A 21,103-nucleotide genomic window follows, 5' to 3' on the forward strand; every position below is an offset into this window, starting at 1 on the left:
TATGAATCTATTGACGATTATCGGGCTCGGCGCAGGTGACCTTGACCAGCTATCTATAGGAACGTATCGCAAACTGAAGACGGCAGAGATGATTGTTGCAAGGACAGATCAGCATCCTGTTATTGAAGAATTGCGGGCGGAAGGCTTGCAAATCGATAGCTTTGACGCGATTTATGAAAAAAATGATGGTTTTGAGCAAGTGTATGAGGAAATTGCGGAGCGGTTAGTGGCGCTAGCGAAGGAGCAGCCTGTTACATATGCGGTGCCGGGGCATCCACTTGTTGCAGAACGGACCGTGCAGTTATTAATTGAAAAAGAACGCGCTGGACTTGTGCAACTCGACATTGCGGGCGGCAATAGTTTTCTTGACCCGATATTCGGTGCTTTGCGCATTGATCCAATAGAAGGTTTTCAATTGCTAGATGGCACGGATATGGGCCGTGATGATGTGCAGATGACACAGCATGTGCTCATTGGACAAGTGTATGACGCATTCGTCGCTTCGGAAGTGAAGCTTTCACTCATGGAGAAGTATGCGTTTGATCATCCGGTGACGATTGTGACGGCGGCCGGTTCTTCATTGGAAAAGCTGCGGACTGTACCACTGTTCGAGTTGGACCGGGAGACGGAAATCGATAACTTGACGACCATTTATGTGCCTCCGGTTCTTGAACAGGAAGAACGGTTGAAAGAGTGGTCGACGTTCCGTGAAATTATTGCGGCATTGCGTGCGCCGGATGGTTGTCCATGGGACCGTGAGCAGACGCATGAATCTTTGAAAAGGTATTTAATCGAGGAAGCGCACGAATTGCTTGAAGCGATTGATCAGCAAGATGATGAAGGGGTCATTGAAGAATTGGGTGACGTCCTGCTGCAAGTGTTCTTGCATGCGCAAATTGGTGAGGATAACGGGTATTTTGCAATGGAAGACGTCTTGCAGTCGATCGGTGAGAAGATGATCCGACGCCATCCGCATGTGTTCGGTGATCGTGACGTGGCGAATTCGGACGAAGTGCTGCAAAATTGGCAGGAAATCAAGCAGACCGAGAAGCCGCAAGTCGATTCGCTTTTAGATGGACAAGAACGACATAGTTCGTCGTTGCTTACTTCCTTTAATTTTCAAAAAGCAGCTGCGAAAGTCGGGTTTGACTGGCCGGATATTGAAGGGGCTTTTGATAAGTTTGAGGAAGAGTGGCAGGAATTTAAGGTTGAAGTGGAGAATGGTACGAAAGAGAGCCAGACGGATGAGTTGGGCGACGTGTTCTTTACGCTCGTCAATTTGGCGAGGTTCTTGAAATTGTCTCCTGAAGAGGCGATGGCGCATGCAAATGCAAAATTTAAACGCCGGTTTTCGTTTGTCGAACAAAGTGTGAAAGATGGAAAAGGTGTATTTTCCGCTTATCCGCTCGATGAATTAGAAGCGTTTTGGCAACAAGCAAAGGGGAGGGAAAAGAAATGAGATTAGATAAATTTCTGAAAGTGTCACGGTTAATCAAACGCCGTACATTGGCGAAACAAGTAGCCGATCAGGGGCGGATTACGATTAATGATAAAGTGTCGAAAGCATCTTCCGTTGTGAAACCTGGTGACGAACTCGCGATTCGGTTCGGACAAAAGATTGTCACAGTCAAAATCGAAGCGCTAAAAGAGTCAACGAAGAAGGAAGACGCTGCGATGATGTATACAATTTTGAAGGAAGAGAAGCTTGAAAAGGTGGAACCAGAGTTTATTGACGATGAGGATTGAGGGTTGGTCCTTACTGAATCGTGTTAAGCATCGTTCATTCATTAATAAAGACATGTCTGGGATTTTTCCTGACATGTTTTTTTATGTTGATGCATAAGATGGCAGTGAACGTACAAGCAAAGGAGGAATAGTATGCAAATCCAGACGGATAATCCAACATACGCAATTCCATCGGGGGATCATGTTGTCACGATGAGAAATCGTAAAAGAATGGATCTTACATCTGTAAAAACGATTGACCGGTTCGATCAAGAGGAGTTCATCATCCGAACGTCACAAGGAGTGCTCGTAATCCGAGGGGAGGAGCTGCGCATCGTCCATTTGGATGTCGACAAAGGGCTTCTGACGTTGGAAGGGACAATTAGCACGATGCAATACGACGAAGAAGAGTCAGGTTCACGTAATTTCCTCCATAAATTATTTGGATGAGTCTCTCTGTCCAGTTTCTTAGTTTACTCGCAATGATTGGGACAGGCATTGTAGCGGGGGCATTCATGGATCTAATCGGGACAGGAATCGATAAGTCCAGTAAAAGGTCAATTCTCCGAAAGTATTCTGCTGTCATTGAAGTGATTGGATGGGTTTTGATTGGATGTGCATCCTTTTATGTCCTGTTTATTGTAAGGGATGGTGCATGGAGGATGTACGATCCGTTTGCGCAAGTGAGCGGAATTTTGTTATATGCATCGATTTTCCATCGACCGTTTAGGTTTTTTGGAAGGCTTATCAACTTTTTAATTATCCGGCCGATTTTGTTTGTTATCCTGCTCGTAGTGCGGATTATTCGTGTTATTATCAGGTTGATTGTCAAGCTGTTACGGGTGATTAGCGTTCCGTTTGTTTATTTGTACAACAAGGTCTATAGCTCCCTCTTTCAAACTACCGAGAAATGATGTATAATTACTAGACTTATCTAATTTTGAGGTGTAATGAGAGGGAGTGCAGACATGGAGCAAAGGAAAAGGAAACCATCCACGACCGTTGCATCGATTGAAACTGAATATGTCCGCTCGTTGCAAAAGAAAGAAGTGTGGCGGAACAAGCAAAGGAAGCGACTCAAACGAAAACTGTTTCTGTATGCGATTGTCGCGTTGCTTGTATTCGGCGGTCTGACGAATGTGTACGTACAACAAAAGCAGGCATTGCAGGCGAAAGAACAGGAAAAGATTGAAGTGCTTGCTGAACTAGAAGAGGTTAACAACCAACAGCTCCTCTTGAAAAAGCAGCTTGTGAAGCTTGACGATGAAGAGTATATTGCAAAGCTTGCGCGCAAGGAATATTTCTTATCAGATAAAAATGAAATCATCTTTTCTGTTCCCAATAAAGACAAGAAAAAACAAGAAAAAGTTGACGGAAAAGAGTAGTCTTATTGACACTCTTTTTTTGTTGGCTATAATGAAAGTAAGGATTCTGCTTTTGCAGGACTCTCGATATGGTAAAAAGGCTTCTGAAAAGAGGTCGTTTAATTCTTAAGGAGGAGCATTTTTTTTATGTCAATTGAAGTAGGCAGCAAGTTAGAGGGTAAAGTTACAGGGATCACAAATTTTGGAGCGTTCGTGGAATTACCGACAGGTGCAACGGGTCTGGTCCATATAAGTGAAGTCGCAGACAACTATGTCAAAGATATTAACGAACATCTTAAAGTCGGTGACATGGTTGAAGTGAAAGTGATGAATGTCGGCACTGACGGCAAAATCGGTTTATCGATCAGAAAAGCGAAACCGGAAGCTGAACAACGTCCTCAACGCCCTCAACGTCCACGTGGTGGCGGTGGCCGTCCAAGCGCCATTGAGCGTCCAGAGAATTTTGAACAAAAGATGGCGAAGTTCATGAAAGACAGTGAAGAACGTCTGACAACATTAAAAAGAGCAACAGAATCTAAACGCGGTGGCCGTGGCGCAAGAAGAGGGTAACTTGCTGGCTGTTTCAATTAGTGAAAATGTAAATCTACTTTCACGAAAAGCGATTCGACATCTTACGAGATGTCGAATCGCTTTTCTTTTTGTTTGAAATGGGTGGAGAGGGATGTCGAGCGCTCGACCTTCGTCTGGAATCGCTCAACTTCGTCTGAAAACCGCTCAACCTCGTTCGAAACCGCTCGACTTCGTCTGAAAACCGCTCAACCTTCGTCCGGAACCGCTCGACTTCGTTCGAAAACCGCTCAACCTTCGTCCGGAACTGGTCTTCTGTCAAGAAAGTGGACAAATTATTTTGAGCGCTTTTATTATGAAATGCCTACCGCGCTTCGCTTGCTGTACTATCATGGAAGAACAGTTATAAAGCCAACTGTTCTTCCATGATAGTTGCGGATGGTTTCTGAGCGTTTTTCTTAATGGATTCCTGATACATTAATTCAAACTGATTAGGTGACGTGTAATTTAATGTAGAATGACTGCGTTTTTCGTTGTAGAACGAAACAATATAGTCTAGGACGGTTCTTTCAGCCTCATCTCTAGTCTTGAATTTACGACGATAAATCAGTTCTTTCTTGATAGTCGCATGGAAAGATTCGATACATGCGTTGTCGAAACAGTCACCTCTGCGGCTCATACTAATTTCACATTTCTTCTCTTTCAGAATTTCGATGTAGTCATTGGATGTGTATTGACACCCTTGATCCGAATGGTGGACCAGTCCCTCTTCTGGTTGGCGGAAGAGAAAAGCTCGCACTAGGGCTAACCTTGGCAATTCTTTTGATAAGCTCTTGTCAAGATTAAATCCAATGATTTTACGGGAAAAGAGATCCATTACTGTGGCCAAATATAACCAGCCTTCACTTGTCCAAATATACGTGATATCGACTACCCACACCTTATTAGGTTCGTCTGTATTAAAATTACGATTTAACAGATTTGGATAGATTAAGTGCTCAGAATTAGATTTGGTCGTAACTGTGTAGCGCGAAGGCATTGTAGCGCATAGACCAAGCTCACGCATGTAATTACCTACGGTCTTTTCAGATAAGACCATGCCAATCTTGTCAAGTTCCTTATGAATACGAGGACTGCCATAAACTTCTCTGTACTCAAAGAAAATCTGTTGGATGTACTTCAACGCTCCTTCTTTCTTCTTCTGCATGTCGCTTTGGTTTTTTTCTCGCCACTTATAATAGCCGCTGGTTGATACTAGAAGGACTTCGCACATCTTATTCACGCGGTATTGATTCCGATGATCTTCAACGAATTGAAAGATCACTGCGGGTTTTTCGAAAAGATGTGCATGGCCTTTTTTAGGATTTCATTCTCTTCCTTCAATTCCTGTATTTCTTTCTCAAGCTTACGTTGTTGTTTAAGCTGTTCGGTCGGCGTCATATACTCCTTGCCGCTCCGCTCTGCTTGTGCTGCTTTTCGGTAGTCACTGACCCATCTCCGTAAGGAGCTAGGAGGTACATCCATCTCCCTGCATAAGTCAGTTTGTTTCTTACCTTCCTCTACTACTAATTTAACAAGATGTTCCTTTAATTTATCATCGATTCGTTTACTCATAAGGACACACTCCGATCAGTTAGTTGGTTAACTCTATCCAAACACGCTCATTGGGTTGTGTCCACTTTCTATACTAGCTTCAGAACCGCTCGACTTCGTTCGAAAACCGCTCAACCTTCGTCCGGAACCGCTCAACTTCGTCTGAAAACCGCTCAACCTATACGCCTATCCGGCTTGCATACTCTCATAAAAGCAAAACCTTAATTGGTCAAAAGCATTCAGCGCGACATAATACATCTTGAAACTTGCTATTTACCCACGTAATCCAAACATCATAAAAAACGGTCTAGAGCGAGCAAGCTCCAAACCGTTTCCGCGTTTCTATTGTCCAGCTTCGGTGCTAAGCAACTCGCCTACGCATTTCTATTGTCTAGCTTCAACGGCCAGTGCCTCGGGTCATAAGCAAACCCGGCTTTGTGGCAAAGAGCGCCTTTAACCTCAGGCTTCCAGCACCTGTCGAGGCTAAACGACGCTCTACGCATTTCTATTGTCTAGCTACAACGGCCAGTCCTTCGGGTCATAAGCAAACCCGGCTTGGTGGCAAAAAGCGCCACTAAGCCGGGTTGTCTTATGCCTGTCAGGCCTAAACGGCCGTCTACGCTTTTCTAGTATGGCGGCAGAGGGGATCGAACCCCCGACCTTACGGGTATGAACCGTACGCTCTAGCCAGCTGAGCTACGCCGCCGTTTTGTATTCAGGAAAACAAGTTAATTGTTTCTGAACAACAATAATCATATTACATGGCTCGACGTGGTCTGTCAACAACATCTTGTAAAATAGAAAAACAGTCCGGAAAGAGTCGAAAGATTCTTCGGATGACTTGTCAGAAAGAGACAAATTCTTTGGCTTGACCTATGTATAGTTATGGACAACTACACATAGGGGGAATGTGAGATGAAGTTGATAGGTGATCTTGAAAGACCTGTAGGGCAGCAAATTCGTCAAGTGGTGGACTCTATAGGGAAACGGAAAAAGCATGTGTTGATGGCTACTTTTTTCCTGTTGGGTACATTTTTCTTGTCGCAAGCTGTTCTGTTTGATGCAGCCGTGCCTTTTTTCTTGCCGGTGTGGGCTTTGGCGCAGCTCCGTTTTCGAAAATATCTTGTGTTTGTATTTATCGGAGGGATGGCTGGAGGAGCTGTTCTTGGAATTGGACAAGCCGTCATCTATCTGTTGCAACTGTTGCTGTTTAATGTAGTGAGCAAGCATCCGTTGACGCGTAAATCGATTCCGCTGACAGTGGCGGGAACGATTATCGTGGTACAGGTACTTTGGCAGTTTGTTATGTATAGCGGACAGACACCTGTAAATATCCAATTGACAATCGGCTTTGAAGCAGTACTCGCCTTATTTATGACATTTTTCATCTTCGTCGCATTCCCGCATCGTGATCGGCTCTTTTTTGGACAATGGACACCTGAGCGGCTTGGTGCAATTTGCATAATCGGGATTATGGCCACGACAGGTATGGGCAGTCTAATGGTTGGACCGATATCGATTTCGGGCTTGCTTCTTCATTTGACAATACTTCTGGCCGCATTAGCCGGTGGGCTCCCTTTTTCCACAACAATTGCGATGATGATTGCAGCAATTTCAGGAGTGGCCGAGCTTTCGTTCACAGGTATGATGGCCGTCTATGGAATGACCGGTTTCTTCGCGGGTGCATTACGGCGGTTAGGAAAGCTCGGAATTGTTACAGGTGCCTATGCGGTTTCCGTCTTCTTCCTTTTATATGATTTGACCTTGCCGCTTGATACGTCGCATTTTCTAACAATTGGACTTGCCTCTTTAATATTCTTCTTCATTCCATCAAAGAAAGTGAAGCCCATCGAAAAGATGATCCAATCCGACCAGCCGGATATCTCCGTGAAACGGCAAAAATGGCTGACGGATCGGCTGGATGAGCAGTTATCCGACTTCCAGCAGTTTGCTGAGTTCATGTCGACACTTGTGAACGATCGTTTCGATTCCGACGATACATTGGCTGCTCAGCAAATTCCATCGATCTGCCAGTCGTGCTTTCGTTATTCGAAATGCTGGGAGGGGAATGAACCCGGAATGTCCAGGCTTCTCTATGAGTGGGAGTCAACGTATTCCGCTACAAAGAAAGCCGCCCGTCACAGAGTTGAAGAAAAGATTAAATATAAATGTATCCGCTTTTCAGGATTAATTGCAGAACTTGAAGAGCAAGCTACGAATCATTTGCTCATGGGGCAGCTACAGCACGGTAGAAAAATGCTCGCTTTGCAATTAAGAGATATGAGTAATCATTTGGAAAAAATCATGAACGACATTAAGGGAGAAATGACCGTCAATCATCTTGCTGAGGAGGAACTGGGGAAACGTTTGCAGTCACAAGGAATTGAGTTTTACCAAATTGATATCCTATCCGAAGAGAAGGGTGCTTCCCGCATTGTTTGCTCGATACCAGAAAAACGTTCGGACTTTGAGACGGATATGACAGTGGCTGAAAGGATGATCCTACCTCTAATCGAAGAAATCTATCAGGAGCCTTTCAAAGTAGAAAAGTCGAGCATGCAACAAGAGCCATTCCCGCATCTGCAATTGACATTCTGTTCTTCTGTCCGTTTTTCACTTGAATACGGCATTGTAGCAACGGCGGGGGGCGGGACGTTCCATGCAGGGGACGCTTATGAAATATTTCCGATACATGATGGTCTGACGGCGGTTTTATTGTCTGACGGTATGGGGCATGATATGAACGCGTACCGGGAAAGCCGGAAAGTGATTCGTCTTATGCGTGAATGTCTCGATCGTAAGATGGATCCGGAAACGGCCATGCATACGTTACATTACATGATGTCATTAAACGGGCTGGATGATATGTATGCAACATTGGATTTGGCACTTATCGATTTGCAGGACGGTCGTCTGTGGTCGTGGAAAGCAGGTTCGATGAGTACGTATATCAAGCGAGGAGAGGACTTCCTGCGGCTTGAAAGTAAGTCTGTCCCTGTTGGATTCTTGCCGTCATTTTCCGTAGAGGCAAGAAATGAAGAGTTGAAATCAGGAGATATTGTTGTCATGTTGACGGATGGCATTTTCAGTGGAAAGTATACGATTGAAAAACAAGAAGACGCGCTGTACGGCATTTTGGAAAAGTACCAGCATCTAGGGTGTGAAGCGTTAGCCGATAGGATTATGGCTGAGATGGAACGGCGGTTCGGCGTGGTGGCCGACGACAGGACAGTGTTAGTCATGAAGATGGATCATGTCTTGCCGAAGTGGATGACGATCAAGCCTGTGAACCGAATTATTTCCCGGGAAAAAGTTATGGGGTAGAATAAGAAGGGAGAAGGACTGAGAATTTGGAGGTCATGATGTGAACGAGTTGGAAAGAAAGATTATGAATTTCATCGACACAAATAAATTACTGAATTCAGGTCAACGTGTCCTCGTCGCTTGTTCGGGCGGCGTCGATTCTGTTGCCCTTTTACTTTTAGTTGCATCCTTACGTACAAGACTCCAAATCGATGTGGCTGCGGCACACGTCGATCATATGCTTCGGGGGGAAGAATCTGCGGAAGACGGCACTTTCGTTAAAAATCTATGTGAAGAGCTGGACATTCCATTTTTCAGCGGGCAGGTACCTGTCCCGAAGCTACTTGCTGAACAAGGTGGCAATGTGCAAGACATCTGTAGGACGGGCAGGTATGCTTACTTTAGTTCAGTTATGCGGAATGAAGATTATCAGATTCTTGCAACTGCCCACCATGCTGAAGACCAACTGGAGACAGTGCTCATGCAGTTATCTAGAGGTAGTCAACCGGTCGGGATTCAAGTAAACCGTGAGATGGAAGGCGGCACAGTCATCAGGCCACTTTTGGCTGTCATGAAAAATGAGTTGAAATCGTATATAAGAGAAAAGGATTCAGAATTCAGAGAGGATCCGAGTAATGAGAGTGATGGCTATTTACGAAATCGACTCCGCCACCAGGTTGCGCCGATTCTGTTGGCTGAAAACGCGGCTGCAGCTGTCAATATCGTAAAAGCAACAATTGCACTGCAAACAGATGAAAGTCTTTTAAATAGCCTCGCAAATGAACGTTTTCAGGAGATTGTCTCCTATACAAATGAAGGCTTTCCGAGCTTTTCCATCAATATGTTCTCACGCATGCACACTGCTTTACAAACGCGCTTCATTACACTAGTATTGAAGTATATTTACTCTAAGGAAAGTGAACCACTTGAATACAGCACAGCACTTTTGAGTGATCTTCACCAGCAGTTGTTAAGTGATCGTGGCAATATCATGATTGACCTGCCGGGAGGCTTTCGTTTGCACCGGGAATATGATCGGGCCGCGTTTGTCAAAACGGCAGGCAACGAAGTAAATCCCAAGACCATGCTTCCAATAGGTGAATGGACAAAGTGGGGGCAGTCGCTGTTGTATTGGAATACTGTGGACAAAGATGTCGAAGATGCCTCAGAAAGCTGGTATTTTAATTTGCCGGACTCCGATTTACCTCTTTTTGTAAGAAGTAGGCATGATGGTGATCGCATCTTACTTCCAGGAATGACCCAACCAAAACGATTGTCGAGATTATTCATTGATGAAAAGATCGGTGCTGAAAAAAGGCGTGAATTGCCTGTGCTCATTACCGCAAATGATGTGATTTGTGCGGTCCCGGGCGTACGGTATGGCGTTCTATTCAAAAAGCGGCACACAGAACTGGATCAGTACATATTCAGAACGAAAGAGCTTTAAAAAACCTATAAGAAAAGAGGGTTTTCGATGTTACAAAAAGATATCGAAGAGATACTCATTACAGAAGAGAAGATTCAAGAAAAAGTTGCAGAACTTGGTGCTACCCTTACAGCGGACTACCAAGATAAGTTTCCGCTCGCGATTGGAGTCCTAAAAGGGGCTTTGCCATTTATGAGTGATTTGATTAAGCGCGTAGATGCATACATCGAACTCGATTTCATGGATGTTTCAAGTTATGGCAATGCAACAGTGTCTTCAGGCGAAGTGAAAATCGTCAAAGACTTGAATACGAGTGTCGAAGGCCGCGATGTTCTCATTATCGAAGATATCATTGATAGCGGGAAGACATTGAACTATCTCGTGGAACTATTTAAATACCGTAAAGCGAAGTCTATTAAGATTGTTACATTACTCGATAAGCCGACTGGCCGTAAAGTGGATCTGAAAGCGGACTATGTAGGTTTCATCGTACCTGACGCGTTTGTTGTCGGTTATGGTCTGGATTACGCAGAAAAATATAGAAACTTACCTTACATTGGTGTATTGAAAAAGGAAATCTACTCTTTCTGAAGCTTTTCAACAAACCTGTATTAGGGGTGATGAAAAGCTTTTTCCGTATGGCTGTCGAACGCTTGCAGCCCTTTACAGTTCATCGCTAGCTAATGCAGTACTGTAAGAACTTAGTAAGAAAGCCATTTTCTTTGTAGAGTGAAACCTTTATATGTTAAGATTTACAATAGTTTTCTGTTGAATGAAATGAGGAGGCTTGGGATGAATCGTATACTTCGATACTTTCTATTATACGGATTGATCTTCCTAGCAATAATGGGGATATTCAGTTCACTAAATAATCCGAATCCGAAGACGGAAGAAATTCGGACGGATCAGTTTTATACGGCTTTAGAAAAAGGCGACATTGAATCAATGTCATTTCAACCGGTATCAGGAGTCCTGACCGTTGAAGGAGTTATGAAAGGCGCTGAAGAAGGAGAGAAATTCACGACGAATGTCTTGATGAACGATCCTTCCATTATGGAGAAAATCCGTAATGTTGGTGAAGCAAATAACTCGGAGATTAAAATTCTCAAAGCACCTGAAACAAGTGCTTGGGTAGCCTTCTTTACAGGGCTTGTACCATTCATCATCATCATTATCCTCTTCTTCTTCTTATTGAATCAGGCACAAGGCGGCGGTGGTGGCCGTGTCATGAACTTTGGTAAAAGTAAGGCGAAGCTCCATACGGATGATCGTAAAAAAGTTCGTTTTACGGATGTTGCGGGAGCGGATGAGGAAAAAGCGGAACTTGAGGAAGTTGTTGATTTCCTGAAAGATTCTCGTAAATTTGTTGAACTAGGCGCGCGTATTCCAAAAGGTATCCTTCTTGTAGGACCTCCAGGTACAGGTAAAACATTGCTTGCACGTGCTGTTGCCGGTGAAGCTGGTGTTCCATTCTTCTCGATTTCCGGTTCGGATTTCGTTGAAATGTTCGTTGGTGTCGGGGCATCCCGTGTCCGTGACCTATTCGAAAATGCGAAAAAGAATGCACCATGTATTATCTTTATCGATGAAATTGACGCAGTCGGACGTCAACGGGGCGCAGGTCTTGGTGGCGGACATGATGAGCGTGAACAGACATTGAACCAACTATTGGTTGAGATGGATGGATTCGATGGCAACGAAGGTATCATCATCGTTGCAGCAACAAACCGTCCAGATATTCTTGACCCGGCACTTCTTCGTCCGGGACGATTCGATCGCCAGATTACTGTCGGCCGTCCAGACGTTAAAGGCCGTGAAGCTGTACTAAAAGTGCATTCGCGCAATAAGCCTCTTGATGATTCAATCAACATGAAGGCAATTGCACAACGCACACCTGGTTTCTCTGGAGCAGATCTTGAAAACCTGTTGAACGAAGCGGCGCTTGTCGCTGCAAGACGGGGTAAAACGAAGATTGATATGTCTGATGTCGATGAAGCAACGGACCGTGTGATTGCGGGACCAGCGAAAACAACGCGGGTCATTTCGACGAAAGAACGTAATATCGTGGCATTCCACGAAGCGGGACACGTTGTTGTCGGTCTCATATTGGATGATGCTGAAGTCGTTCATAAAGTGACAATCGTTCCTCGTGGGCAGGCGGGCGGATATGCAGTGATGCTTCCTAAGGAAGACCGTTACTTCATGACGAAGCCTGAGCTTCTTGATAAAATCGCCGGCTTGCTCGGCGGACGTGTATCAGAAGAGATTGTTCTCGGAGAAGTTTCGACTGGAGCGCATAATGACTTCCAGCGTGCGACAGGAATTGCCCGTTCAATGGTAACGGAGTACGGTATGAGCGATAAGCTTGGTCCGATGCAATTTGGTCAGGCGCAGGGTGGAAACGTATTCCTTGGAAGAGATTTCAATTCCGAGCAAAACTATTCCGAGTCCATTGCTTATGAAATCGACCAAGAAATGCAACGTATCATAAAAGAGCAATACGAGCGCACAAGAACGATTTTGACTGAAAATCGCGATTTGCTTAACTTGATTGCGACGACACTTCTTGAAGTGGAAACGTTGGATGCTGAACAGATTAACCACTTGAAAGATCACGGTACATTGCCAGTACGTGCTTATGAGCAAAATGGCGATGATTCTGATGTGAAAGTGATTGAAGAAGCTACGGAATCGACGAAGGAAGAAGTAAATCCAGACGTCACCGGCGCACCTGCTGATCCATCTATTGGCGATTTGCCACAAGAGAACACTGGAGACAAAACATTACCTCCAATTGATGAGCAACGTAGAGATTGATGGCTATAAAGTAATTTAAGACAGTCGACTGCTTTTTAAGGCGGTCGGCTGTTTTTAATTCTTTTCACGGCAAGTCTCTGTTTGCTGAAGGGGTGGGCAGGTAGGGTGAAGCCGTCGTGTTGCATCTTCCTATGCCAATCACTTCCGAGAGAATGCACTGTGCTTTTGTAGAAGAGGATTCTCAAGTTTGATTTTGATTGTCTTAACGCCACCCTCCGCTTTTGTGTCATCTAGTCTCCGGGTGGCAGCCTCTCGGGTCGCTTCAGAAAAGAAGAAAAGGAAAAAGCACCTTTTATTCTTTTCCTCCAGCGCCTGTCGAGTCTTAACGCCACCCTCCGCTTTTGTATCATCTAGTCTCCGGGTGCCAGCCTCTCGGGTCGCTTCAGACTTGAAAGAAAAGGTAGAGTGCACCTTTTTTTCAAGTCCTCCAGCGCCTGTCGAGGCTAGACGGCACCCTCCGCTTTTGTATTATGGTATGATATCTTGGAAAATGACGAATGTTAGCGAGGAAAAGAATATGATCTTAGTGTTGGATACAGGAAATACGAATATTGTCCTTGGTGTTTATGAGCAGGGTGAGTTGAAGTATCATTGGCGCATGGAAACGTATCGGCAGAAGACGGAAGATGAATATGCTATGGCTGTCAAATCGCTATTTTCTCATGTCGGTCTGAAGTTTGAAGATATCAATGGCATTATCATTTCATCCGTCGTCCCGACTGTCATGTTCCCGCTTGAACAGATGTGTAGGAAGTATTTTAATCTACGTCCGCTTGTTGTTGGACCAGGCTTGAAGACGGGTTTGAATATCAAATATGAAAATCCCCGTGAAGTGGGTGCGGACCGGATTGTTAACGCTGTTGCGGCTATTCATGAATACGGCAATCCTCTCATTATCGTCGACTTCGGAACGGCTACGACGTTCTGTTATGTGAATGAAAAAGGCGAATATATGGGTGGCTCGATTGCCCCGGGTATTGGAATCTCTATGGAAGCTTTGTTTGACAGGGCATCCAAATTACCCCGCGTCGAATTGACACGCCCCGATCATATTATCGGCAAGAACACTGTTTCTGCAATGCAAGCGGGAATTGTCTATGGCTATGTAGGTCTGGTTGAAGGTATTGTTGGCCGGATGAAAGGGCACAGTAAAGTGAATCCGACAGTCATTGCGACGGGCGGACTTGCGGAGCTGATTGCTAGCGAATCAAAAGTTATTGATATTGTAGACAACTTCTTGACATTGAAGGGTCTGCATTTGATTTATGAAAGAAATAGTTAAAGGAGTAGAAATGAATGAGTGATTATTTACTAAAAGCTCTGGCTTTTGACGGAACAATCCGCGCGTATGCGGTAAATTCCACAGATACTGTAGGAGAAGCACAAGAAAAGCATATGGTATGGCCGACAGCTACAGCAGCACTTGGACGGACGATAACTGCAGGTCTTATGATGGGTGCTATGTTAAAGGGCGATGATAAGTTGACGGTGAAAGTCGACGGAAATGGTCCTGCTGGTCCCATCGTCGTGGACGTGAATGCGTTTGGTGAAGTGAGAGGATATATTACTAATCCGCAGACGCATTTCGAGCTAAGTGAAAAAGGAAAGTTGGACGTTCGCAGAGCAGTTGGTACGGAAGGCATGCTGACTGTGGTCAAAGACCTTGGACTACGTGATTTCTTTACTGGACAAGTTCCGCTAGTTTCAGGAGAAATTGCAGAAGACTTCACGCAGTACTTTGTCGTGTCTGAGCAAGTCCCATCTGCAGTGGCATTAGGTGTACTTGTCAATCCCGACAATTCGGTTAAGGCGGCAGGAGGGTTCATACTCCAAGTGATGCCGGGTGCAACGGATGAAACGATTACGATACTTGAACAGAAGATGGCTGCCATCGAACCTATCTCGAGTATGATCGACCGCGGTCTGACACCTGAACAGATTTTGGTAGAAGCGCTTGGGGAAGGAAACGTGGACGTGCTCGAGAAGATGGATGTTAAATTCCATTGCAACTGTTCCAAAGAGCGTTTCGGAAACGCTATTATCGGACTAGGTGAGAAGGAAATCCAAGATATGATTAGTGAAGATGGTCAGGCGCAGGTGGAGTGTCATTTCTGCAATGAGAAATACCTTTTCACTAAAGAAGAATTAGAAGGATTTATCGATGAAATACGGACGCAGTCATAACGTCGAGGAGACGGCTACCCAGAAGAGAAAGTTGAAGACTAAACCACTTCTCTATTTGATTGGCATCCTATTGTTGTTTAATATCATGTGGTTCATCGGTTGGTTAACCCCGGACAAGCCGAAGCAAACAGATGAAGTTGTCGCTTCTGTATCTGGCCAGCCGATTACACGGGAACAGTGGTTGACTGCAATGGAGAAAGAAGTTGGTCAGGAAGTGCTACTCGACCTAGTTAACAACAAAGTGATGGAAACGGCTGCAAAGAAATACGGTATCAAAGTAACGGACAAAGAAGTCGATCTCGAACTAGCTCTAATTACAGCCGTGGACGGAAAGACGCATTCGGGGCTTGATGTGGAGCAGACGAGACAGCGAATCCGCTCTACATTGATTCTGGAAAAGGTGTTGTCTCATGATGTCGTTATCGATGACGAGACTGTAAAAGCATTCTATGATGAAAATGAATCGCTTTACACCATTTTGACCGCCTATCGGACGTCGGTCATCATTGTCCCAACAAAGAAGGAAGCTGAACAGGCGCTAGACGAGTTGTCTAAGGGGTCGAGCTTTGATGCATTGGCAAAAGAGATTTCTACAGATTTAGCATCTGCAAGTCTAGGCGGAGATATCGGTTACATTAATGCAGACACGGAAACGGTGGATCCCAAAATTTACGCAATGGCATCCAAAACGAAAGAAGGAAAGGTCGGAGATGTCGTGAGTTTGACAGATGGCATGTATGCTGTCGTTCAAGTGAACGAAATCATTGAGGGTACGACATTTTCATATAAAGAAGTAAAAGAGCACATCAAACGTGAAATTGCGCTTGAACAGCTACCGCAAACTGTAAATCCAGAAGCGTTTTGGAAAGAATTCGATGCCAAATGGTTTTATGGAAAATAATCTAATGAACCGTTTTGTTCCTTGTGTATGACAGGGAATAAGACGGTTTTTGTGTGAAATTAGGAGGAACAGGGAATCCTATATTAATTGACAGTGGTCACAAAGAAGTTGTATGATTAATACAATAATGTATATCAAATAAGTCGGGATTAGGAGAGGGTATGAATGAGTAGAATCGGAATTACGGTTGCAGACCTTGTAGGTAAGACCCCTTTGGTAAAGATGAATCGTATGGCGGGGCCGGATAGTGCGGATATTTACTTGAAATTGGAGTATTTTAATCCGGGGTCGAGTGTTAAGGATCGCATCGCGCTTGCAATGATTGAAGCGGCGGAAAAATCGGGTGACTTAAAAGAAGGAAGCACAATTATCGAGCCGACCAGTGGGAATACAGGTATTGGTCTCGCGATGATTGCTGCAGCAAAAGGGTATAACTCCGTGCTTGTCATGCCGGATACAATGAGTATGGAGCGGCGCAATTTGCTTCGTGCCTATGGAGCGGACCTAGTGTTAACGCCAGGCGCGGAAGGTATGAAAGGTGCTATAGCAAAAGCGGAGGAATTATCAGAGAAAAATGGCTGGTTCATGCCACAGCAATTCAATAATGAAGCGAATCCTGAAATTCATCGATTAACGACGGGTCCTGAAATTGCAGATGCACTCGAACGCGTAGATGCTTTCGTTTCAGGAATAGGCACGGGTGGTACGATCACAGGCGTTGGCAGTGTATTAAAAGAACGATTCCAGGACGTCAAGATTATTGCTGTGGAACCGACTGACTCCGCAGTACTTTCTGGAGGTAAGCCGGGTCCACATAAGATTCAAGGTATCGGTGCGGGGTTCATTCCAAAAGTATTAGACACGGACATTTACGATGAGATTATTCAAGTCTCAAATGATGAAGCGTATGACACAGCGAGACGCGCGGCAAAAGAGGAAGGGATTCTCGGTGGTGTATCTTCCGGGGCAGCAATTTTCGCTGCGTTAAAAATTGCGAAAAAACTAGGTAAAGGTAAAACGGTCGTAGCTATTCTGCCGTCCAACGGTGAGCGTTATTTGAGTACACCACTTTATCAGTTCGAAGAAGAGTGAAGAGGCGCGCATTATGCGCCTCTTTTTTCTGTTTACAACGAGAGAATTGTTGCTAATTGTAGCGTAAATAGCCTAACGGATAGTAAGATAACTATATTACGAGATGTTGGGGGAAAAACAAATGGCTAAAATGTTTCCGGAGTACAGCAAAACGAATATGACAAAAGAACAATTCTTCTATGCGTATAAGGAGCTGGCCCAACACAATGCGGGACATGCGTTGCTTGAAAGCGGGCGGACGGGAACTATGTGCATAGCGGGAATCGACCCGTTAGTGACGATGAAAGCGTTAGATGGAAATACGTTGGAACTTGTGTGGCGGGACGGTACAAAGGAATTGAAAGAAGGCGAGCCGCTTGAATTGATTGCCGAGTTTGTTCAATCAATGAATGTGGACAGTCTGCCCGAATTGCCGGACTTTCAAGGAGGCGTTATCGGTTTCATCAGTTATGACTACGTCCGTACATACGAGCCGATTCCTAACGTAGCAACAGACGATCTGCAAACGCCTGATCTCTTTTTCTACTTGTTTGATAGATGGGCTGTTCTTGATCTGGAGAAGGAAGAAGCCTACTTTATGGTTCTACCTGAAAGAGGACTTGTTGTTTCGGAATTCAAGTCTGAGTGGATGACTGCTTCGGAAATCGGCTTAACGAACAGAAAGCACGCAGTGGAAAATTCAGCTAGGGGTTCTGTTCGGATAGGAAATGTCGACGTTTCTGTAACGGATGTACAATTTGAACAGATGGTGCGAGATGTCCAACGTTATATTTCGTTGGATGAGGTGAACCAGGTCAACTTGTCTGTCCGCCAGTCTAAAGAATTGGCTGCAGACCCTCTCGATATGTACGAAGCATTGCGCTCTTTCAACCCATCTCCTTACATGGCGTCGATTGGTTCAGAAGACTTTGCGGTTGTCTCAGGCTCTCCAGAATTACTATTGAAAAAACGCGGGTCAGAAATGAGCACGCGTCCGATAGGTGGGACAAGACCTAGAGGAGTGACTCCGGAGCAAGATATGGAACTTGAAAAGGAATTACTGTCGAACGAGAAAGAAAAGGGCGAGCATATTATGTTGCTGGAGCAGGAATTGATTGACTTCGGACAAGTTTGTTTGCCTGAAACGGTTGAGACGGACGAATTCATGGTGATCGAGCGGTATTCGCATGTGATGCATCTTGTTTCAAATGTCCGAGGAACGGTATCTCCTGAACTATCTAACGCGGCAGTCATCAAGGGTGTATTTCCGGGCGGTTCGATAACGGGCTCGCCGAAATTGCGTACAATGGAAATCATTGAAGAGCTGGAACCGACTCGCAGAGGCTTGTATACGGGGTCAATCGGATGGATCGGATTTAACGGCGATATGGAGTTGAATATCGTCATACGCACGGCGTACATCAAAGGCGGCATTGCTCATATCCAAGCGGGTGCTGGATTGGTTCCAGATTCAGATCCAACAGCAGAATACTTGGAATCGTTGAACAAGGCGAAAGCGCTATGGCAGGCGAAGGAAATGGCTGAAACGGTCAATGATCAAGCATGATAGGGTGGGATCATTCATGAATTACTGCTGGATGAATGGAAACGTTGAACGAGCGGAGGATCTTCGGATTTCTCCGTTTGATCACGGATTTTTATATGGCGCTGGATTTTTCGAAACATTTCGGACGTATGAGGGACATGTGTTTTTATTCAAAGAGCATATGAAGCGATTGTGTGATGCACTCGCTGAATACCGTATTACATTTCCTTATGACGACGAAGAAATTCTTCATGCAGTCCGCGAATTAACAGACTTATCCGGAGGACGGGAAGGGTATTTTCGTTTGAATGTGTCCGCAGGTGTACATGACATCGGTCTGGCACCGGCTGAATACATAGAGCCGAATGTAATTCTCTTTCGCAAGGAGTTGGCAGCTGTGCCAAGAGGAACAGAAAAAACCGGTGTGTGGCTGGAAACTGCGCGCAATTTACCTGAAAGTAGCGTCCGTCACAAATCCCATAATTATTTAAACAATGTACGAGGCCGGTTAGAGCTTCCGTCCTTAAAGGATCAGGAAGGCCTTTTCCTAACAGCGGAAGGTTTTGTTGCGGAAGGAATCACTTCAAATGTATTCTGGATGAAAGACGGGACGTTGTATACACCTTCTATTAACACAGGGATTTTACCGGGTATTACACGTGCTTTCATTATATGTAGTGCAAAGAACGCAAATATTTCAGTTGTTGAAGGTGAGTTTCCAAAAATGGCAGTGGAACAAGCTGATGAAGTGTTCGTTTCTAATGCTGTGCAGGAAATTGTTCCACTCAACAGAGTGGGCAATCATTTTCTACCGGGAGCTTCAGGAGTTTATTACGAAAATCTGCACAAACTATATATACAGGCAATCGGTCATTTGAAAGAAGGTTGATAATCATGGAATTGGCTAATGCGAGAGAAATCTATCGATTCGGGCGTACGGAAATAAACTTCCGTACGGAAACGATTGTAATGGGCATATTGAATGTCACACCCGACTCGTTTTCGGATGGAGGGAAGTACGGTCAGATAGATGCGGCGTTGAAGCGTGCAGAAGAAATGATTCGTGAGGGCGCGAAGATTATCGATATTGGAGGCGAGTCAACGCGTCCTGGTCATGCACCTGTTTCTCTCGATGAAGAGATGCAACGGACCGCACCTGTGATTGAAGCGCTATCACAGGAGTTGGATTGTGTCATTTCAATTGATACATATAAAGCAGAAGTTGCGGAAGCAGCTCTTAAAGCTGGTGCAAGCATCATCAATGATGTGTGGGGAGCGAAACGTGAACCGCGTATTGCGGAAGTTGCGGCGGCTCATAATGTGCCCATCATCCTCATGCATAACCGGGAAGTAGCGGAGTACAAAGGTCATTTCATGGAAGAAATGCTGACGGATTTGCAGGGAAGTGTAGACATTGCTAAAGATGCGGGTGTTTCTCAAACAAATATATGGCTTGACCCGGGTATCGGATTCGCGAAAAACCTTGAGCAGAACGTTTTGGCAATGCAAGGGTTGCAACAAATAGCGGATATGGGCTATCCCGTTCTTCTTGGCACATCGCGCAAATCGATGATTGGCAAGATATTGGACTTGCCGGTAGAAGAACGTTTGGAAGGGACCGGTGCAACGGTTTGCTATGGCATCAATCACGGCTGCCATATTATGCGTGTACATGACGTGAAGGAAGTATCACGCATGGTGAAGATGATGGATGTGTTGGTAGGCAAGGCCAGTGTTGTCGTTAAGTAATAGTCGAGAGGGGGATGTAGGATGGATTATATTCATGTGAATGAAATGGAGTTTTACGGATACCACGGTGCATTAGCAGAAGAGAACGTGCTTGGTCAGCGGTTCCGTGCGAGTGTGTCACTTGCAATTGAGCTTGCGGAGGCAGGACGAACTGATGATTTAGCGAAAACAGTAAATTATGCAGAAGTGTATGATATCTGCCAATCAATTATTGAAGGGGAACCCCGTAAATTGATTGAAACACTCGCAGAGGACATTGCGGGGACGATTTTGAAGAAATTTCCTTCCCAAGTTCAAGGTCTGAAAGTGGTGTTGATTAAACCAGATCCTCCGATTCCTGGTCATTATACTTCCGTTTCTGTCGAGATTACGAGGGGGCGCTTCGAGTGAATGTTTCCTATCTATCGATCGGTTCTAATATCGACGATCGGTTGCATCATTTGACGGAGGCAGTCCGTGCGCTTCATGGACATGAAGAAATTGAAGTGATAAATGTCTCTTCCATATATGAAACGGTTCCGGTCGGATTTACTGACCAGGCAGATTTTCTAAACCTAGTCGTGTGTCTTAAAACGAACTTGAATGCGCATCAATTATTGAAGGTGTGCCAAGAAGTTGAGAATGAATTGGGCCGTGTTCGCAAAGTTAGATGGGGACCCCGGACGGTGGACCTTGACATTTTGTTGTATAATCACGACAATGTTGAATCAGAGAACTTAATTGTACCGCATCCGAGAATGATGGAACGGGCATTTGTTCTTGTGCCTCTGTTGGAAATCGCACCTGGTATCATTCAGCCGAAACCGGCAATTGATGACAGTGGCGTCGTTCGTTGGAAAAAGATTGAGGGTGCCGATCATTTTTTGAATGCGGAAATGTGAACGGCTCGACGTATA

21 protein-coding genes and 1 tRNA gene are annotated in these 21,103 nt (G+C 44.9%); 19 read left to right on the forward strand and 3 right to left on the reverse strand.

Annotated elements, in window-relative coordinates; genetic code table 11:
* Position 1: 1 nt before the first annotated feature.
* From yabN to QWT69_RS00445, 6 genes are all read left to right on the forward strand, one after another.
* Positions 2-1,459 (forward strand): bifunctional methyltransferase/pyrophosphohydrolase YabN, encoded by a 1,458-nt coding sequence (gene yabN, locus QWT69_RS00420; RefSeq protein WP_317967937.1) that lies wholly within the window; start codon positions 2-4, stop codon positions 1,457-1,459.
* Positions 1,456-1,746 carry an RNA-binding S4 domain-containing protein gene (locus QWT69_RS00425; protein ID WP_317967938.1) on the forward strand — a complete coding sequence of 97 codons (291 nt, stop codon included), beginning with the start codon at positions 1,456-1,458 and terminating at the stop codon, positions 1,744-1,746. Before yabN ends, QWT69_RS00425 begins: the two co-directional genes overlap by 4 nt.
* Before the next feature lie 132 nt (positions 1,747-1,878).
* Entirely contained in the window at positions 1,879-2,175 is a 297-nt protein-coding gene (gene yabP / locus QWT69_RS00430; protein ID WP_317967940.1) for a sporulation protein YabP, read from the forward strand.
* Positions 2,172-2,639 carry a spore cortex biosynthesis protein YabQ gene (yabQ, locus tag QWT69_RS00435; RefSeq protein ID WP_348539041.1) on the forward strand — a complete coding sequence of 156 codons (468 nt, stop codon included), beginning with the start codon at positions 2,172-2,174 and terminating at the stop codon, positions 2,637-2,639. Before yabP ends, yabQ begins: the two co-directional genes overlap by 4 nt.
* Before the next feature lie 54 nt (positions 2,640-2,693).
* A complete protein-coding gene (locus tag QWT69_RS00440) occupies positions 2,694-3,110 on the forward strand; it encodes an FtsB family cell division protein (protein ID WP_317967944.1) in 417 nt (138 codons plus the stop codon).
* 126 nt (positions 3,111-3,236) lie between these two features.
* Positions 3,237-3,659 carry a S1 domain-containing RNA-binding protein gene (locus QWT69_RS00445; protein WP_191696168.1) on the forward strand — a complete coding sequence of 141 codons (423 nt, stop codon included), beginning with the start codon at positions 3,237-3,239 and terminating at the stop codon, positions 3,657-3,659.
* Positions 3,660-4,020: 361 nt separating this feature from the next.
* On the opposite strand, the gene QWT69_RS00450 is transcribed toward QWT69_RS00445, so the two are convergent.
* The 3 genes from QWT69_RS00450 to QWT69_RS00460 form a co-directional block, all read right to left on the reverse strand.
* Positions 4,021-4,941 carry an IS3 family transposase gene (locus QWT69_RS00450; RefSeq protein WP_317967948.1) on the reverse strand — a complete coding sequence of 307 codons (921 nt, stop codon included), beginning with the start codon at positions 4,939-4,941 and terminating at the stop codon, positions 4,021-4,023.
* On the reverse strand, positions 4,938-5,231 hold the full coding sequence (locus QWT69_RS00455; RefSeq protein ID WP_317967950.1) for a transposase: 294 nt from the start codon (positions 5,229-5,231) through the stop codon (positions 4,938-4,940). Before QWT69_RS00455 ends, QWT69_RS00450 begins: the two co-directional genes overlap by 4 nt.
* Before the next feature lie 611 nt (positions 5,232-5,842).
* Positions 5,843-5,916 (reverse strand) — tRNA-Met (locus QWT69_RS00460).
* Between the two features lie 209 nt (positions 5,917-6,125).
* On the opposite strand from QWT69_RS00460, the gene QWT69_RS00465 reads away from it, so the two are divergent.
* The 13 genes from QWT69_RS00465 (at position 6,126) to folK (ending at position 21,088) form a co-directional block, all read left to right on the forward strand.
* Positions 6,126-8,534, forward strand: coding sequence for a SpoIIE family protein phosphatase (locus tag QWT69_RS00465; RefSeq protein WP_317967952.1), 2,409 nt, complete (start codon positions 6,126-6,128; stop codon positions 8,532-8,534).
* Between the two features lie 40 nt (positions 8,535-8,574).
* Positions 8,575-9,960 (forward strand): tRNA lysidine(34) synthetase TilS, encoded by a 1,386-nt coding sequence (gene tilS, locus QWT69_RS00470; RefSeq protein ID WP_317967954.1) that lies wholly within the window; start codon positions 8,575-8,577, stop codon positions 9,958-9,960.
* Positions 9,961-9,987: 27 nt separating this feature from the next.
* Positions 9,988-10,530, forward strand: a complete 543-nt coding sequence (gene hpt / locus QWT69_RS00475) for a hypoxanthine phosphoribosyltransferase (protein ID WP_317967956.1) — start codon at positions 9,988-9,990, stop codon at positions 10,528-10,530.
* Between the two features lie 201 nt (positions 10,531-10,731).
* A complete protein-coding gene (gene ftsH / locus QWT69_RS00480; protein WP_317967958.1) occupies positions 10,732-12,756 on the forward strand; it encodes an ATP-dependent zinc metalloprotease FtsH in 2,025 nt (674 codons plus the stop codon).
* 517 nt (positions 12,757-13,273) lie between these two features.
* Positions 13,274-14,038 carry a type III pantothenate kinase gene (locus QWT69_RS00485; protein ID WP_317967960.1) on the forward strand — a complete coding sequence of 255 codons (765 nt, stop codon included), beginning with the start codon at positions 13,274-13,276 and terminating at the stop codon, positions 14,036-14,038.
* A gap of 14 nt (positions 14,039-14,052) precedes the next feature.
* Positions 14,053-14,940 (forward strand): Hsp33 family molecular chaperone HslO, encoded by an 888-nt coding sequence (hslO, locus tag QWT69_RS00490; RefSeq protein WP_317967962.1) that lies wholly within the window; start codon positions 14,053-14,055, stop codon positions 14,938-14,940.
* Positions 14,918-15,841: a peptidyl-prolyl cis-trans isomerase gene (locus tag QWT69_RS00495; RefSeq protein ID WP_317967964.1), complete on the forward strand. Its 924-nt coding sequence runs from the start codon at positions 14,918-14,920 to the stop codon at positions 15,839-15,841. Before hslO ends, QWT69_RS00495 begins: the two co-directional genes overlap by 23 nt.
* Before the next feature lie 165 nt (positions 15,842-16,006).
* Positions 16,007-16,933 (forward strand): cysteine synthase A, encoded by a 927-nt coding sequence (gene cysK / locus QWT69_RS00500; RefSeq protein WP_317967966.1) that lies wholly within the window; start codon positions 16,007-16,009, stop codon positions 16,931-16,933.
* A 121-nt stretch (positions 16,934-17,054) separates the two neighbouring features.
* Complete coding sequence (locus QWT69_RS00505; protein ID WP_317967968.1) at positions 17,055-18,479, forward strand: anthranilate synthase component I family protein; 1,425 nt, start codon at positions 17,055-17,057, stop codon at positions 18,477-18,479.
* Positions 18,480-18,495: 16 nt separating this feature from the next.
* A complete protein-coding gene (pabC, locus tag QWT69_RS00510; RefSeq protein ID WP_317967970.1) occupies positions 18,496-19,347 on the forward strand; it encodes an aminodeoxychorismate lyase in 852 nt (283 codons plus the stop codon).
* Positions 19,348-19,352: 5 nt separating this feature from the next.
* Positions 19,353-20,207 carry a dihydropteroate synthase gene (gene folP, locus QWT69_RS00515; RefSeq protein WP_317967972.1) on the forward strand — a complete coding sequence of 285 codons (855 nt, stop codon included), beginning with the start codon at positions 19,353-19,355 and terminating at the stop codon, positions 20,205-20,207.
* Positions 20,208-20,228: 21 nt separating this feature from the next.
* Complete coding sequence (gene folB / locus QWT69_RS00520; RefSeq protein WP_317967974.1) at positions 20,229-20,597, forward strand: dihydroneopterin aldolase; 369 nt, start codon at positions 20,229-20,231, stop codon at positions 20,595-20,597.
* Complete coding sequence (folK, locus tag QWT69_RS00525) at positions 20,594-21,088, forward strand: 2-amino-4-hydroxy-6-hydroxymethyldihydropteridine diphosphokinase (RefSeq protein WP_317967976.1); 495 nt, start codon at positions 20,594-20,596, stop codon at positions 21,086-21,088. Before folB ends, folK begins: the two co-directional genes overlap by 4 nt.
* The last annotated feature ends 15 nt before the right edge of the window (positions 21,089-21,103 follow it).

The sequence above is a fragment of the Sporosarcina oncorhynchi genome (assembly GCF_033304615.1).
Lineage (GTDB): Bacteria > Bacillota > Bacilli > Bacillales_A > Planococcaceae > Sporosarcina > Sporosarcina oncorhynchi.

Bases quoted from the DNA above. Each gene is read 5' to 3' on its own strand.
- yabN (WP_317967937.1), top strand. From the start codon at position 2: ATGAATCTATTGACGATTATCGGGCTCGGCGCAGGTGACCTTGACCAG.
- QWT69_RS00425 (WP_317967938.1), top strand. From the start codon at position 1,456: ATGAGATTAGATAAATTTCTGAAAGTGTCACGGTTAATCAAACGCCGT.
- yabP (WP_317967940.1), top strand. From the start codon at position 1,879: ATGCAAATCCAGACGGATAATCCAACATACGCAATTCCATCGGGGGAT.
- yabQ (WP_348539041.1), top strand. From the start codon at position 2,172: ATGAGTCTCTCTGTCCAGTTTCTTAGTTTACTCGCAATGATTGGGACA.
- QWT69_RS00440 (WP_317967944.1), top strand. From the start codon at position 2,694: ATGGAGCAAAGGAAAAGGAAACCATCCACGACCGTTGCATCGATTGAA.
- QWT69_RS00445 (WP_191696168.1), top strand. From the start codon at position 3,237: ATGTCAATTGAAGTAGGCAGCAAGTTAGAGGGTAAAGTTACAGGGATC.
- QWT69_RS00455 (WP_317967950.1), bottom strand. From the start codon at position 5,231: ATGAGTAAACGAATCGATGATAAATTAAAGGAACATCTTGTTAAATTA.
- QWT69_RS00465 (WP_317967952.1), top strand. From the start codon at position 6,126: ATGAAGTTGATAGGTGATCTTGAAAGACCTGTAGGGCAGCAAATTCGT.
- hpt (WP_317967956.1), top strand. From the start codon at position 9,988: ATGTTACAAAAAGATATCGAAGAGATACTCATTACAGAAGAGAAGATT.
- ftsH (WP_317967958.1), top strand. From the start codon at position 10,732: ATGAATCGTATACTTCGATACTTTCTATTATACGGATTGATCTTCCTA.
- QWT69_RS00485 (WP_317967960.1), top strand. From the start codon at position 13,274: ATGATCTTAGTGTTGGATACAGGAAATACGAATATTGTCCTTGGTGTT.
- hslO (WP_317967962.1), top strand. From the start codon at position 14,053: ATGAGTGATTATTTACTAAAAGCTCTGGCTTTTGACGGAACAATCCGC.
- QWT69_RS00495 (WP_317967964.1), top strand. From the start codon at position 14,918: ATGAAATACGGACGCAGTCATAACGTCGAGGAGACGGCTACCCAGAAG.
- cysK (WP_317967966.1), top strand. From the start codon at position 16,007: ATGAGTAGAATCGGAATTACGGTTGCAGACCTTGTAGGTAAGACCCCT.
- QWT69_RS00505 (WP_317967968.1), top strand. From the start codon at position 17,055: ATGGCTAAAATGTTTCCGGAGTACAGCAAAACGAATATGACAAAAGAA.
- pabC (WP_317967970.1), top strand. From the start codon at position 18,496: ATGAATTACTGCTGGATGAATGGAAACGTTGAACGAGCGGAGGATCTT.
- folP (WP_317967972.1), top strand. From the start codon at position 19,353: ATGGAATTGGCTAATGCGAGAGAAATCTATCGATTCGGGCGTACGGAA.
- folB (WP_317967974.1), top strand. From the start codon at position 20,229: ATGGATTATATTCATGTGAATGAAATGGAGTTTTACGGATACCACGGT.